This window comes from Ectothiorhodospira sp. PHS-1, from assembly GCF_000225005.1.
Classification (GTDB): Bacteria; Pseudomonadota; Gammaproteobacteria; order Ectothiorhodospirales; family Ectothiorhodospiraceae; genus Ectothiorhodospira.
Window position 1 is genome coordinate 1 of record NZ_AGBG01000008.1, and the last position, 14,827, is coordinate 14,827.

14 protein-coding genes are annotated in these 14,827 nt (G+C 63.8%); 8 read left to right on the forward strand and 6 right to left on the reverse strand.

The genetic code is table 11. The features are described from left to right. On the forward strand, positions 1–1,015 hold a 1,015-nt coding region (locus tag ECTPHS_RS04845), incomplete at its 5' end, for an ATP-binding cassette domain-containing protein (RefSeq protein ID WP_008931576.1). 8 nt (positions 1,016–1,023) lie between these two features. Here ECTPHS_RS04845 and cowN read toward each other — a convergent pair. From cowN to ECTPHS_RS04865, 4 genes are all read right to left on the reverse strand, one after another. Further along, entirely contained in the window at positions 1,024–1,326 is a 303-nt protein-coding gene (cowN, locus tag ECTPHS_RS04850; RefSeq protein WP_008931577.1) for a N(2)-fixation sustaining protein CowN, read from the reverse strand. A 218-nt stretch (positions 1,327–1,544) separates the two neighbouring features. Beyond that, on the reverse strand, positions 1,545–4,307 hold the full coding sequence (locus ECTPHS_RS04855; protein WP_008931578.1) for a valine--tRNA ligase: 2,763 nt from the start codon (positions 4,305–4,307) through the stop codon (positions 1,545–1,547). Between the two features lie 62 nt (positions 4,308–4,369). Next, on the reverse strand, positions 4,370–4,792 hold the full coding sequence (locus ECTPHS_RS04860) for a DNA polymerase III subunit chi (protein ID WP_008931579.1): 423 nt from the start codon (positions 4,790–4,792) through the stop codon (positions 4,370–4,372). Between the two features lie 22 nt (positions 4,793–4,814). Beyond that, positions 4,815–6,308, reverse strand: coding sequence for a leucyl aminopeptidase (locus tag ECTPHS_RS04865; protein WP_008931580.1), 1,494 nt, complete (start codon positions 6,306–6,308; stop codon positions 4,815–4,817). A gap of 155 nt (positions 6,309–6,463) precedes the next feature. On the opposite strand from ECTPHS_RS04865, the gene lptF reads away from it, so the two are divergent. Both lptF and lptG read left to right on the forward strand, forming a co-directional pair. Further along, positions 6,464–7,573, forward strand: a complete 1,110-nt coding sequence (lptF, locus tag ECTPHS_RS04870; RefSeq protein WP_008931581.1) for an LPS export ABC transporter permease LptF — start codon at positions 6,464–6,466, stop codon at positions 7,571–7,573. Continuing rightward, a complete protein-coding gene (gene lptG, locus ECTPHS_RS04875) occupies positions 7,570–8,631 on the forward strand; it encodes an LPS export ABC transporter permease LptG (protein WP_008931582.1) in 1,062 nt (353 codons plus the stop codon). The genes lptF and lptG overlap by 4 nt, the downstream gene beginning before the upstream one ends. A gap of 9 nt (positions 8,632–8,640) precedes the next feature. Here lptG and ECTPHS_RS04880 read toward each other — a convergent pair whose 3' ends face one another. Next, positions 8,641–9,162, reverse strand: a complete 522-nt coding sequence (locus ECTPHS_RS04880) for an RDD family protein (protein WP_008931583.1) — start codon at positions 9,160–9,162, stop codon at positions 8,641–8,643. A 173-nt stretch (positions 9,163–9,335) separates the two neighbouring features. On the opposite strand from ECTPHS_RS04880, the gene ECTPHS_RS04885 reads away from it, so the two are divergent. The 5 genes from ECTPHS_RS04885 to ECTPHS_RS04905 all read left to right on the forward strand — a co-directional run bounded on the left by ECTPHS_RS04885 (position 9,336) and on the right by ECTPHS_RS04905 (position 13,808). Beyond that, positions 9,336–9,722 carry a PilZ domain-containing protein gene (locus tag ECTPHS_RS04885; protein WP_008931584.1) on the forward strand — a complete coding sequence of 129 codons (387 nt, stop codon included), beginning with the start codon at positions 9,336–9,338 and terminating at the stop codon, positions 9,720–9,722. Positions 9,723–9,727: 5 nt separating this feature from the next. Further along, positions 9,728–11,230 carry a nodulation protein NfeD gene (locus ECTPHS_RS04890; RefSeq protein ID WP_008931585.1) on the forward strand — a complete coding sequence of 501 codons (1,503 nt, stop codon included), beginning with the start codon at positions 9,728–9,730 and terminating at the stop codon, positions 11,228–11,230. Beyond that, positions 11,227–12,018 (forward strand): slipin family protein, encoded by a 792-nt coding sequence (locus ECTPHS_RS04895; protein WP_008931586.1) that lies wholly within the window; start codon positions 11,227–11,229, stop codon positions 12,016–12,018. The genes ECTPHS_RS04890 and ECTPHS_RS04895 overlap by 4 nt, the downstream gene beginning before the upstream one ends. Positions 12,019–12,021: 3 nt before the next feature. Continuing rightward, positions 12,022–12,927 (forward strand): site-specific tyrosine recombinase XerD, encoded by a 906-nt coding sequence (gene xerD / locus ECTPHS_RS04900; protein WP_008931587.1) that lies wholly within the window; start codon positions 12,022–12,024, stop codon positions 12,925–12,927. Between the two features lie 143 nt (positions 12,928–13,070). Continuing rightward, positions 13,071–13,808: a DsbC family protein gene (locus tag ECTPHS_RS04905; RefSeq protein WP_008931588.1), complete on the forward strand. Its 738-nt coding sequence runs from the start codon at positions 13,071–13,073 to the stop codon at positions 13,806–13,808. Between the two features lie 66 nt (positions 13,809–13,874). Here the strand turns inward: ECTPHS_RS04905 and trxA are convergent, their stop codons facing one another. After that, positions 13,875–14,738 (reverse strand): thioredoxin, encoded by an 864-nt coding sequence (gene trxA, locus ECTPHS_RS04910; protein ID WP_008931589.1) that lies wholly within the window; start codon positions 14,736–14,738, stop codon positions 13,875–13,877. Positions 14,739–14,827: the final 89 nt, after the last annotated feature.

Consider the following 14,827-nt stretch of genomic DNA (forward strand, 5'->3'; position numbering starts at 1 on the left):
GGGGATACTCCAGATTCTGACCTCGCGTAACAGCACCATGATCATCATTTCCCATGATCGCCATTTTCTCAACAGCGTCTGCACGCACATGGCGGATCTGGATTTTGGCGAACTGCGCCTGTTCCCCGGCAACTACGATGAATACATGACGGCCGCCACCCAGGCCCGCGAGCGTCTGCTGTCTGACAACGCGAAGAAAAAGGCGCAGATCGCCGAGTTGCAGACCTTCGTCAGCCGCTTTTCGGCCAACGCCTCCAAGTCCAGGCAGGCCACCAGCCGCGCCAGGCAGATCGAGAAGATCCAGCTGGATGAGGTGAAGCCTTCGAGTCGGGTCAGCCCGTTTATCCGTTTCGATCAGTACAGGAAGCTGCACCGCCAGGCCGTGATCCTCGACAAGGTCAGCCAGGGTTTCGACGGCGAGCCGCTGTTCAAGAACCTGAGTCTGCACATCGAGGCCGGTGAGCGCGTGGCGATCATCGGCCCCAACGGCATCGGCAAGACGACATTGCTACGCACCCTGGTGAATGAACTGCCGCCGATGACCGGCACGGTCAAATGGGCTGAAAGCGCTGATCTGGGCTATTTTGCCCAGGAACACGCCGACGACTTCAAGAACGACGAGACCCTGATCGACTGGATGGCGCAGTGGACCCTCGGCGGCGATCAGTTGGTGCGCGGCACCCTGGGCCGCATGCTGTTTTCCAACGATGACATCCTCAAATCGGTCAAGGTGATTTCCGGTGGCGAGCAGGGCCGTATGCTGTTCGGCAAGCTGATCCTGCAGAAACCCAACGTGATGATCATGGACGAACCGACCAACCACCTGGACATGGAATCCATCGAGGCGCTGAACCTGGCCCTGGAGAACTACCCCGGCACGCTGATTTTCGTCAGCCATGACCGGGAGTTCGTTTCCAGCCTGGCAACACGCATCATCGAGCTGAACGAAAACGGCGTGACGGATTTCAATGGTACCTACGATGATTATCTGCGTGAGTTGGGCGTAGCGGTCTAAGCGCTGCCTCAGCAGCAGGCCTCCTCCACCCAGGTGAGCAGGGCCTGGGCGTCTTCATCGCCGCATGCCTCGAACAGTTCGCGGATCCGGTTGATGTTGGCGTGGATCAGGAACAGGTCGTCCGGTTTGGGGCCGGATTTCGGGTTGCGTTTGCCCAGGAAGTAGTCCCAGAAGGGAGACTGTTGGGCCGGATCGGCGGTGTATTCCTCGATCAGGCTCATGACCCGGCGGGCGTTGCCGTCGCAGTCCAGGTCCTTGAAGCTGATGTAGCGGGCGTTGGCGGCGTCGGGGTGGAGATTGGGACGGGTCACGAACGGGCTCCTTGAATCGGTATTGTGCTGAGTATCAAGCAAGGAGCGAGCCAGTTTCTATGGATTTTTAAGTGCCTGTTAATATGACGGAATTTTCGGGGCAGGGCACGGGATGTGCTGGGAATTGTAGGGAATATGACAGGTTTTGGGCTTTTTGAGGCCCTCACCCCAGGCCCCTCTCCCGCAGGCGGGAGAGGGGCTTTTTCAGCGCGACGGACTCACAGCCGCCGGATCTTCTCCAGCTGGGTTTCCAGTTCCCGCAGGGTCGTTGCCATTTCGGCCACCCGCTCCCGCTCCTTGGCCACGACTTCGGCCGGGGCACGCTCCACGAAGCCCGCGTTGGCAAGCTTGCCCTCGCACTGGGCCAGGTTCTTCTGCACCTTGGCGATTTCCTTTTCCAGACGGGCGATTTCCGCGTCCTTGTCGATCAGGCCCGCCAGGGGGATCAAAAGGCGCATCTCACCCACCAGGGTCATGGCGGATTCCGGGGCCTCGGTGCCTTCCAGCCACTGTACCGACTCGGGCCTGGCCAGGAACCGGATGAAGCCCTGGTTGGCGGCGAAGCGGGCCTGGTCTTCCGGTTTCCAGTTGTCCAGCAGCACCGGCAGGGGCTTGCCGGGGGAGATGTCCATCTCGGCGCGGATGCGGCGCATGCCCAGGATGAAGGTCTTCACCCACTCGATTTCCTGTTCCGCGCCGGCATCCTTGAGGGCTTCGTCCACCACCGGGTAGGGGCGGTGCATGAGGGTGTCGCCGGTCACCCCGGCCAGCGGGGCCACCTGGCGCCAGATGGCCTCGGTGATGAAGGGCATCACCGGGTGCATCAGGCGCAGCAGGGTTTCCAGGACTTGCACCAGGGTACGGCGGGTGCCGCGGCGGGCGGCCTCGCTGCTGTCCTCGCCGGTGAGCACCGGCTTGCACAGCTCCAGGTACCAGTCGCAGTAGTCGTACCAGGTGAACTCGTACAGGGCCTTGGCCGCCAGGTCGAAGCGGTATTCTCCCAGTTGGCGATGGGTCTCGGCGATGGTGTCCTGCAGCCGGGAGGTGATCCAGCGATCCGCCAGGGACAGTTCCACCGCGCCGCCGCAAAGGCCTGTGTCCTGGCCCTCGGTGTTCATGAGCACATAGCGGGCGGCGTTCCACAGCTTGTTGCAGAAGTTGCGGTAGCCTTCGATGCGGCCCAGGTCGAACTTGATGTCCCGGCCGCTGGAGGCCAGGGCCGCCAGGGTGAAGCGCAGGGCGTCGGTACCAAAAGCGGGGATGCCGTCGGGGAACTGTTTTTTGGTGGCCTGGGCGATGCGCTTTTCCATCTGCGGCTGCATCAGCCCGGTGGTGCGCTTGGCCAGCAGGTCTTCCAGGCTGATGCCGTCGATGAGGTCGATGGGGTCGAGCACGTTGCCCTTGGACTTGGACATCTTCTGGCCTTCCGCGTCACGGATCAGGCCGGTGACGTAGACTTCCCGGAACGGCACGTCGCCCATGAACTTGAGGCCCATCATGATCATGCGGGCCACCCAGAAGAAGATGATGTCAAAGCCGGTGACCAGTACCGCGGTGGGGTAGAAAGTCTTGAGTTCCGGGGTCTGCTCCGGCCAGCCCAGGGTGGAGAAGGGCCACAGGGCGGAGCTGAACCAGGTATCCAGTACGTCCGGGTCCTGGGTCAGGCGTACCTCGTCCCCCAGCCGGTGCTTGCGGCGCACGGCGGCCTCGTCCTCACCCACGTAGATGTTGCCGGCCTCGTCGTACCAGGCGGGGATGCGGTGACCCCACCAGATCTGGCGGGAGATGCACCAGTCCTCGATGTTGCGCATCCACTCGAAGTAGGTCTTGCTCCAGTTCTCGGGCACGAAGCGGATGCGACCGTCCTCCACTGCCCGGATGGCGGGTTCGGCCAGGGGCGCGGCCTTCACGTACCACTGGTCGGTGAGGAAGGGTTCGATGACGGCGCCGCTGCGGTCACCCCGGGGCACCATGAGCTTGTGATCGTCGATGCGCTCCAGCAGGCCCTGGGCCTCCAGGTCGGCGATGATCTGCCGACGGGCATCGAAGCGATCCAGGCCGCGGTAGGCTTCGGGCGCGGCGTCGTTGATGCGGGCATCCACGGTGAAGATGTTGATCATGGGCAGATCGTGCCGGGTGCCCACGGCGTAGTCGTTGAAATCGTGGGCGGGGGTGATCTTCACGCAGCCGGAACCGAATTCCGGGTCCACGTAGTCGTCGGCGATCACGGGGATCTCGCGGCCGGTGAGGGGCAGGGTGACGGTTTTACCAATGAGGTGGCGATAGCGCTCATCCTCCGGATTCACCGCCACGGCGGTATCCCCCAGCATGGTTTCCGGGCGGGTGGTGGCTACCACCAGATGACCGGAGCCGTCGCTCAGGGGGTAGCGCAGGTGCCAGAGCTTGCCCTGTTCTTCCTCGGAGATGACCTCCAGGTCGGACACGGCGGTGTGCAGCACCGGATCCCAGTTCACCAGGCGCTTGCCGCGATAGATCAGGCCTTCCTCGTACAGGCGCACGAAGACCTCGGTCACCGCCCGGGACAGGCCGGCATCCATGGTGAAACGCTCCCGGTGCCAGTCGATGGAGGTGCCCAGACGACGCAGCTGTTGCTGAATCTGGTTGCCGGAGTGGTCCCGCCATTCCCAGACCTTGTCGAGGAAGGCCTCCCGGCCTAGATCATGGCGGGACTGGCCGTTCCGGGCCAGCTGGCGTTCCACCACCATCTGGGTGGCGATGCCCGCATGGTCGGTGCCGCCCTGCCAGAGGGTGTTGTCGCCCCGCATCCGGTGGTAGCGGATGAGGGTATCCATCAGGGTGTCCTGAAAGGCGTGCCCCATGTGCAGGGTGCCGGTGACGTTGGGCGGCGGCAGCATGATGCAGTAGGGCGTGCCCTCGCCCGCGGGAGCGAACCAGCCACGGCCCTCCCATTCCTGGTAGATGGCTTGCTCGATGGCGTGGGGGTCGTAAGTCTTGTCCATGGTGCCTGTGTCTGGGTGCGGGCGAAAGTGGCGGATTATATGATGCTTTTCGGTGGGAGTGGTCATCCCAGCGGGTGGTGGTGCAGGTCGCAGCCGTGTTCCCGGTAGTAGCGGAAACGGTCGCGCCCGGCCTGTTTCACCACGGGGTCCTCGTTGACGATTTCCGCCACCCGGGCAAAGCCTTCGTAGCCTTCGGGCACGGTGTCGGCCAGGTTCAGCAGCAGATCCCGGGCCGTGGGTGGGACCCGGTCATGGCCGATGCTCACCGGCATGTCCGGATCCTGGGGGTTGATCCCGTGGGGGATGAAGGCATCGTCCCGGAAGGTCCACAGCAGCTCATCCAGTTGCCGTGACAGGCCGGGGGAGCCGGTGTGCACGTGCACCCGGTGCCCCAGCCCGAAGGCCTTTTGGATCAGCCGGCAGGTGATGGCCAGGCGGGCCTGGGGCTGATCGCTCTTGATGGTGTAAAAATCGACTCGGGTCATGGTGTGAGCCGCGGGGCGCCGTCTAGTCCTTCACCCGGCTGGCCAGGAACTGCATCAGCAGCGGCACCGGACGTCCGGTGGCCCCCTTTTCCTTGCCGCTCTTCCAGGCCACCCCGGCGATGTCCAGGTGGGCCCACTTGTACTTCTTGGTGAACCGGGACAGGAAACAGGCCGCGGTGATGGTGCCGGCCGGTCGGCCGCCGATGTTGGCCATGTCGGCGAAGTTGCTCTTGAGCTGTTCCTGGTATTCATCCCACAGGGGCATTTCCCAGGCCCGATCGCCGCTGTGCCTGCCCGCGGCCAGCAGTTCATTGATCAGCGGACCATGGTTGCCCAGTACCGCCGAGGCCTGATGGCCCAGGGCGATGATGCAGGCGCCGGTGAGCGTGGCCAGGTCCACCACCACGTCCGGATCGAAGCGTTCCACATAGGTCAGGGCGTCACACAGCACCAGACGGCCCTCGGCGTCGGTGTTGAGAATCTCCACCGTTTGTCCCGAGAGGGTGGTGACGATATCGCCGGGCTTGGTGGCCTTGCCGTCGGGCATGTTTTCGGCGGCGGCGATGACACCGATGATGTTCATGGGCAGGCGGAGCTCGGCCACGGCCTTCATGGTGCCCATGACCGCTGCCGCGCCGCCCATGTCGAATTTCATCTCGTCCATGGCCTCGCCGGGTTTGATGGAGATGCCGCCGGTGTCGAAGGTGATGCCCTTGCCCACCAGGACCACAGGCTTGTCGCCCTTTTTACCGCCCCGGTAGTCCATGACGATGAGCTTGGCCGGTTGTTCGGACCCCCGGGAGACCGCCAGCAGGGCGCCCATGCCCAGCTTCTCCATCTCTTCCTCGTCCAGCACTTCCAGCTTCAGGTCCTTGTAGGCCTTTTTGAGCTGTCGGGCCTGTTCCGCCAGGTGGGTGGGGGTGCAGACGTTGCCGGGACGGTTGGCCAGATCCCGGGTCAGGGTCATGCCCAGGGCGGTGGCCGAGGCCCGGGCCATGGCATTGGCGCCGGCTTCCAGGTCCTTGGCGTCCGCCACGTTGAGGACCATGCGCTTGAGGGGGAGCGGGTCGGATTTCTTGCCGCTCTTGAATTCATCGAATCGGTAAAGGCCGTCTTCCACCACCAGCACGCTCTGCACCAGCTTCCATTCCAGGTCATGTCCCTTGACCGGCAGATCCGTGAGATAATTATGCACCTGGTCGGCACCGGTCCGGCGCAGGGCGCCCACCATGGCGGCGGTGACCTGGCGGAAGGCGGCTTCGCCGAACTCCCGTTCCTTGCCGCAGCCGATCAGCAAAATCCGGTCCGCCAGATCATTGGGGACATGATGCAGCCACAGGCACTGCCCTCGCTCGCCGTCCATGTCGCCCCGCTTGACCAGGGCGCTGATGGCGCCGCCGGTGGCCTCGTCCAGGGCCTTGGCGGCGGCGGAGAGCTTCCGGCGCTCGAACACCCCTGCGATGATGCAGGCGCTGCGCTGTTGTGCGGGATGGGTGCTTTCGACTGTGAATTCCATGCCGTTCCTCGGGAGAAACTGGGTGGGGGATGGTGAGGGCAGGGCAAGGGCCGTGCTCATCAGCCTGCCCATGACTGACAAGAGTTTATCCATTCTATGGAAAATCCGTTCTCTTCACCAACAGGCGCCCGGGGCGCCGGGGCCGCGGTGACGGCATGCGCCTGAAGGTGCTCGACCGTTATCTGGTCCGGGAGATGCTGTTCACCCAGCTTGCCGTGACCCTGGTGCTGCTGCTGATCATCATGGGCGGCGTGCTGGCCCGGCTGCTACGGGAGGCGGCCGAGGGCCGCATTCCCGGCGATGTGCTGCCCCCCATCCTGATCCTGGGCACGTTCAACGGGCTAATCCTGCTGTTGCCCGTCTCGTTGTTCCTGGCGTTGATGCTCTCCCTGGGACGACTCTACAAGGACAGCGAGATGGCCGCTCTGATGGCCTCCGGGGTGGGGTACGGGCGCCTGTACAGGACCATTCTCATCCTGGCCCTGCCGCTGACCCTGATCCTGGCCTTCCTGTCCCTGTTCGTATCGCCCCAGACCTCCCTGATGGTGGACCAGATCCGTGCCGAAGCGAGTCAGCGCTCCGACCTCATGGGTGTCACGCCGGGCCGGTTCACCCGCGCCGGTTTCGGCGGCGTGGTGCTGTTCGTGGAGTCCTTCGCCGATGAGCGCCGCACCATGAACAACGTTTTCATCCAGCGCCGCATGGGTGACCGGACCGAGGTGGTGGTGGCGCGCACCGCCACCCAACAGGTGGACCCGGTGTCAGGACAGCGTTTTCTGGTGCTGCGGGATGGTTATCGCTACGAGGGCAGTCCGGGGGATCTGGATTTTCGCATCATCGAATTCAAGACCCATGGGGTGAGGATGCCCGAGCCCGATGCCGTGTCGGTGCGCAACCGCACGGATAACGTGCCCACCCTGACGCTGCTGGGTTCGGAGCGTCTGGATTACCGGGCCGAACTGCAATGGCGGCTGGCCGCGCCCATCTCCATGCTGCTGCTGGCCTTGGTGGCCCTGCCGCTGTCCTATACCTCGCCCCGTCAGGGGCGCTTTGCCAAGCTGGCCCTGGGGGTGGCGGTTTACGTGGTCTATGCTCAGTTGCAGATCATGGCCCAGTCCTGGTACGCGGACGGGGTTTCCCCCTCCTGGTTGGGGATGTGGTGGGTACATGTCCTGGTGGGGATATGGCTCATTTATCTGCTGGTGCATCGCTACGGCCTGCGCTGGCTGATGATCGCCTGGCGCCGCCGGGAGGTGCCGGCATGATGATCCTGCGTCTGTACATCGCCCGTCAGGTGATCGGCGGCACCCTGCTGGCCTTGTTGGTGCTGACCGCGCTGGATGTGGCTTTCACCTTCATCGGCGAACTGGATGACGTGGGGCAGGGGGCCTATGGCTGGATCCAGGCGGTGACCTATACGGCACTCACCATCCCCCGTCGCCTTTACGAGCTGTTTCCCACCGCGGTGCTGCTGGGCACCCTGCTGAGTCTGGGCACTGCCGCCGAGAACAGCGAACTCACCGCCATGCGGGCGGCCGGGCTGTCCGTTTACCGCATCGTCATCGCCGTGTTGCAGGCCGGACTGGTCATGATGCTGGCGGCGGTGCTGCTGGGAGAGGTGGTGGCACCGGCCGCGGAGCGTCAGGCCCAGAGCCTGCGCACCTTCTCCCATTCCGACCAGGTTCATGTGGGCAGTGGCGGCCTTTGGGCCAGGGATGGCGATCGCTTCCTGAATGTCCGCACCATCATGCCCGGATTGCGGCTGCAGGATCTGCGCATCTACCGGTTCGACGACACCGGACGCCTGGTGGAGTCGGTCCAGGCCGGCCAGGCCCGCTACCGGGAAGGTGTCTGGGTCATGGAGGACGTGGTGCGCAGTCGCATCTCGTCCACGGGCATCCAGGCGGAACGGGTGGCCATGGAACGGTGGGAGCGGTTGCTGGCCCCCGAGCTGTTTGACGTCATCGTGGTGGAGCCCAGGCAGATGTCCGCCTGGGCGCTGGCCCGCTACATCACCTATCTGCGGGAGAATAACCTGGAGTCGGCCCCCTACGAGCTGGCCTTCTGGTCCCGCTTCACCACCCCGTTGTCCAGTCTGGTGATGCTGCTGCTGGCGATACCTTTCATCTTCGGTTCCCTGCGCACCGGCGGTGCGGGGCAGCGACTGTTCATCGGCATCCTGATCGGGGTGGGATTCCACCTGCTCAACCGGACCCTCAACCATATGGGGCTGGTGTACGGGATTCCCCCCTTCCTCAGCGCCGTGCTGCCGCTGACGGTATTCCTGCTGGTGGCCCTGTGGGCCTTGCGACGGGTGCGTTAGCCGTTCTGCTCAAACCCCGGTTTTCTTGTGATCCGGCAGGCGCACCAGGCGGGTGTCCGACAGCAGATCGTGCAGCATCAGCTTCTGCGGGTGGCGCCAGGTCCAGACCAGACCGGCGGCCACCACCACCAGCACGCCCAGCGCCACCGGCCACAAGCCGGTGCGCCACGCCTGGAGACCGACGAGGATCACCACCCACTGCAGCAGGGCCACCAGGAAACGGCGCATGGCGTGCATCCAGGTCACGGCCTGCCCCCGCCGGCCCACCAGCTGAATGCGCCAGGTCTGCATGGCCAGGGAAACACCTCCCCGGGTCCAGAACCAGCCGAAATAGAGAAAGGCCACGCACAGGGTGAACAGGGTGAACAGCGGGAACAGGGGGTGTTCCTCGTTGATACCGGTCAGCAGGGTGGCACCCAATGCGGTCAGCATGAGCACGGCCAGCAGCAACATGCTCTCATAGATGATGCAGGCCAGGCGGCGCAGGATGCCGATGGGCTGGAGGGGGGCGGATGTCTGGGCGTCGGTCATGGCAAGTTCCGGCTGCGTCGGTGCGTGTCTTGGGGGATGGATGAAGCCGCGGGATGGGCGGGCATTATAGCCCCGGTCGCGGGCTTTTCAGCAAAGCACCCGGCGCGGTCTTATACTCGTGGGAGGTCGGTGGATGACCGGATCCCCCGCCATTGGCATGCGATGAGGACCCCATGAGCGAAGAACAGAGTCAGGAACGGCGTCATTTTCATCGGGTCAGCTTCAAGGGCGTGGCCTACATGACCCTGGAGTCGCCGGACGAAACCCCGGTGGAGCTGGTGGATCTCTCCCTGCAGGGGGTGCTGGTGCGAACTGCCCGGCCCATGCCCCAGCGGCGCCTGGGTGAATATGCCTATCTGCGGGTGCCCCTGGCCGAGGAACTGGACATTCTGCTCATGGTGCAATTGCAGCGTATCGAAGGTCGGGATCTGGGGCTTAGGATCACCCAGATGGAACTGGAGAGTGCCCAGCACCTCAAACGTCTGGTAGAGCTCAATTTGGGTGACCAGTCTCTATTGGAGCGTGACCTGGCCGCACTGTACGAGGTGCATTCGTCGTGACAACCATGATCCGAGCCTTCCGTTCGTTCCGATCATTCCCGGCCCGGCTGATGCTGTGGTTTCTGCTGCTGTGCCTGGGGGGCGGGCTGGCCTTCGTGACTCAGGCACAGGAGGGACGGATCGCCCTGATCCTGAATGTGGAGGGCGCCATCGGGCCGGCCACCAGCGATTATTTCGTGCGTGGACTGGAAAAGGCACGGGAGCGCAATGCCGAGGTGGTGGTGGTTCGCATGGACACCCCCGGCGGTCTGGATACCGCGATGCGCGACATGATCAAGGGCATTCTGTCCTCGCCCGTTCCCGTGGTCACCTATGTGTCGCCTTCCGGTGCCAGGGCGGCCAGCGCCGGCACCTATCTGCTCTATGCCAGCCACATTGCCGCCATGGCCCCCGCCACCAATCTGGGTTCGGCCACGCCGGTGCAGGTGGGCGGGATGCCGGGCATGCCCGACGAGCCCCAGGAGCGGCCTGGGGGCGAGTCCGACCAACGCCTGGATGTGACGGCAGACGACGGGACCGCGGATGAGGTACGGGAATCGGATGCCGCGGAGACCGAGGCCAAGGAGGAAGCCAAGCCGCAGCCGCGCCGTGGCGCCACGGCCATGGAGCGCAAGGTGCTGGAGGACGCGGTGGCCTACATCCGCGGACTGGCGGAGCTGCGGGGTCGCAATGCCGACTGGGCCGAGGAGGCCGTGCGCGAGGCGGTCAGCCTGACCGCCAGCGATGCCCTGGAAAAGAACGTCATCGACGTGGTGGCCGAAAGTCTGGAGGATCTGCTCGGCCAGATCCATGGTCGGGTGGTCAAGCTGGAGGTGGGTGAACGTGAACTCAACACTGAGAATCTGCAACTGGTGGAACTGGAACCCGACTGGCGCACCCGCCTGCTGGCGGTGATCACCAATCCCAACATCGCCTACATCCTGATGCTGGTGGGCATCTACGGCATCATCTTTGAACTGGCCAATCCCGGCAATATCTTCCCCGGGGTGGTGGGGGCCATCTGCCTGGTACTGGCCCTGTACGCCTTCCAGGTACTGCCCATCAATTATGCCGGTCTGGCCCTGATTTTCCTGGGCATCGTCTTCATGATCGCCGAGGCCTTCCTGCCCAGTTTCGGCATTCTGGGCTTCGGTGGCATCGCCGCCTTCGTGGTCGGGTCCATCATCCTGGTGGACGAGGCCAACCTGCATATCTCCTTGCCTCTGGTGGGCGGCACCGCCCTGGTCTCCGCCGCCTTCCTGATGTGGGTGCTGGGCAAGCTGGTGGGTATCCGCAGGCGTCAGGTCACCACCGGCCGGGAGGAGCTCATCGGCGCCACCGGCACCGTCATGAAGCCTTTTTCCGGCGGCAGCGGCCGGGTCTGGGTGCATAGCGAATCCTGGCTGGCCCGCTGCGATGTCCCCCTGGCCAAGGGAGACACCATCCATGTCAAGGCCATCGATGGGTTGACGCTGACCGTCGAGCCCGTCTCCGACAAGACCATCACGACAGGAGTGTACACGTCATGATCACTGCACTATTGGTCCCGCTGGGCCTGATTCTCGGCTTTCTGGTGATGTCCATCCGGATTCTTCCGGAGTACGAACGCGGCGTCATCTTCTTTCTGGGACGATTTCAGTCGGTCAAGGGACCGGGCCTGATCATCGTCATTCCCGGCATTCAACAGATGGTCCGGGTGGACCTTCGAGTCATCACTCTGGACGTGCCCAGCCAGGACGTGATCTCCCAGGACAATGTCACGGTGCGGGTGAACGCGGTGCTCTATTTCCGGGTGGTGGACCCGGCCAAGGCCATCATTCAGGTGGAGGACTACAACAACGCCACCAGCCAACTGGCCCAGACCACCTTGCGATCCGTGCTGGGCAAGCACGACCTGGATGAAATGCTTTCCGAGCGGGACAAGCTCAACGACGACATTCAGAGCATTCTGGACAGCCAGACCGACGCCTGGGGCATCAAGGTGGCCAACGTGGAGATCAAGCACGTGGATCTCAACGAGAGCATGATCCGCGCCATCGCCCGTCAGGCAGAGGCCGAACGTGAACGGCGGGCCAAGGTGATCCATGCCGAAGGGGAACTGCAGGCAGCGGTGAAACTGACCGAGGCTTCGGACATCCTCGCCAAAAGCCCCCATACCCTGCAACTGCGTTATCTGCAGACCATGGGTGACATGGGCAACAAGAATGCCTCCACCGTGATTTTCCCGTTCCCAATGGATCTGCTGAGCGCCTTCAAGAGTGTGGCGGGGGACGGTCTGCCCCGGGTGGTATCGAAACAGGACGAGGATAAAGGTTGATTCGTGGCGGAAGGACTCAAGGATCAGCCGGTCATCGACCGGTTTCTCGACACACTATGGATGCAGGAAGGCCTGAGTCAGCACACCCTGGCGGCCTACCGGGCCGATCTGAGCGGTCTGGCCCGATATCTGGAGATGGAAGGTATCTCCCTGGCCGACGCGGACCGGGGGCGATTGCTGGCCTATCTGGCCCTGCGCCTGGAGGCCGGGGCCAAGCCGCGGAGCCTGGCGCGGTTGCTGTCCACCCTGCGTCGTTTCTACGGCTCTTTGCTCCAGGCTGGCCAGATCCGGGATGATCCCACCGCCCGTATCGATGCCCCCCGGCTGGGGCGGCCGTTGCCCGATACCCTGACCGAGGCGGAGGTGGAGGCCTTGCTGGCCGCCCCGGACGTGGAGGACACCAACGGTCTGCGCGACCGGGCCATGCTGGAGGTGCTTTATGCCACCGGGCTGCGGGTCTCGGAGTTGGTGGGGCTGCGGCTGGGGCAGGTGAGCCGTCGTCATGGGGTGGTACGTACCCTGGGCAAGGGCGGCAAGGAGCGGCTGGTCCCCCTGGGGGAAGAATCCATGGACTGGCTGGAACGTTATCTGGCGGAGGGCAGGCCGGCACTGATGCAGGGCCATGGTCAGTCGGAGGCCCTGTTCGTCACCCGTCGGGGCGAGGGCATGACCCGGCAGGCCTTCTGGTACCTGATCAAGCGCCATGCGCAAAGCGCGGGCATCCGTAAGCACCTCTCGCCCCATACCCTGCGTCACGCCTTTGCCACCCACCTGCTCAATCATGGGGCGGATCTGCGGGTGGTGCAGATGTTGCTGGGCCATTCCAGTCTCTCCACGACCCAGATCTATACCCATGTGGCCACGCAGCGGCTCAAGGATCTGCACGCCGTCCATCATCCCAGGGGGTGAACCCACCATCGGTTCCCGTTACCATGGCCCCCCTTTGATGAATCTCATGTCTTGCCAGGGGATCGAATGGCGCCGTGCCTTGTCTTACCCTGACAGCGTTGCGATTTGCAGTGATCGCCAAACACCACCAAAGAGTCATCCACATGTACAGATACGGTCTTTCGCTTGTCCTCGTTATCCTGCTGGCGGTGCCGGCCATGGCCGGTGCCGACGCCCAGATCCAGCGACAGCTCAAGGAGCGGGTCTCCCTGCTGGTGCCCAATGCCGAACCCACCAGTATTCAGGAAACGCCGGTGAAGGGACTCTATGAGGTGAGATACGGGGCTCAGCTGTTCTACATCAGCGCGGATGGCCAGTATGTCCTGGATGGTGAACTGGTGGAACTGGACACCCGGCGCAGCCTGACGGCGGCATCCCGCTCCTTGGGGCGGCGCGAGATGCTGACCGAAATGGATGAAGCCGGCATGGTGGTCTATGCCCCCAAGGGCAGGACCGAGCATGTCATCACCGTGTTCACCGATGTGGATTGCCCCTATTGCCGTCGCCTGCATGAAGAAGTGCCGGCGCTGACCGAGCAGGGGGTCAAGGTGCGTTATGCCATGTTCCCCCGTTCCGGTGAGGGCAGCCCCACCTTCCGCAAGATGGTGGGTATCTGGTGTGCCGATGACCGCGCCAAGGCCATGGATCAGGTCAAGGACGGCAAGAATGTCACGGAAAAGACCTGTGACACGCCGGTCATGGAACACGTCATCATGGGGCAGATGATGGGCATCAACGGCACTCCGGCCATCCTGCTGGAAAGCGGCGACCTGATCCCCGGCTATCGTCCGGCCGGCGACATCATGGAAATGATCCGGCACGTGAAAGCTGCGGCACAGTGATCCTTTTTTCATCCCCACCCATCTCCGCGGGGGAGATGGGTGGGTGTGGGAGCGGTCCTGCCGGGATCAGTACATCAGCGCCATCATCCTGCGCCGATACTCGTTCACCAGTGGGTGTCTTGCCCCCAGCAGTTCGAATGCCGCCAGCAGGCCCTTGTGGCCGGCATCGTCACCATACTTGCGGTGCTTGCGCATGAGCTGGAGCAACTTCTCCAGTCCGGCCTGATGCTCTCCCTTGAGGATCAACGCGCAGCCCAGTCGATGTAGGGCGTCCGGGTCATCCGGATCGTTTGCCAGTCTTTTTTCCAGCGCCGACAGGGTTTCCGGTTGCCCGGCCGCCCGCGCAAAATGGAGTCGGGCTTCCAGCAGGCGCACCGCCTCCTGTTCATACAGATCCATGGGCAGGGTCTTGATGGCGGTTTCCGCCTCATCCACCCGTCCGGCCTGCATCAGGGCGTCGGCCAGGTCGATCTTCAGTGCCTGCCGGTCAGGATGATCTTGCAGCGCCTCCTCCAGCAGAGTCACCGCCCGGGCCGCGTCCCCCGCCGCCAGAGCCGCTTGCGCCGCCTCCCGCTCGACCGCCTCGGGGCCGGGCAGGTATTTTTCCAGCTGGGCACGAATGGCGGATTCGGGCTGCATGCCCATGAACTGATCCACCGGCCTGCCGTCCCGGTAGAAGATCACCGTCGGGATGCTGCGCACGCCGTGCTCCATGGCCAGTCCCTGTTCCCGGTCACTGTTCACCTTGGCCAGCACGAACTTGCCGCCATATTCCTCCGCCAGTCCCGAGAGCAGGGGCAGCAGCATCTTGCAGGGCTGGCACCAGTCAGCCCAGAAGTCCACCAGCACCAAGTGTTCGCGGGAACCTTCGATCACCACTTGCTGGAAGTCGGCTTCCGTGACATCGACGATGAAGGGAGAAAGGCTCATGGGTAGAAGATCCTGTGGTTGTAGGTGTGGCCCTTTCATTGTTGGGGTGCTCACCGGCTCGTTTCAAGGGGCGTTCCCGCCGCGCGCTT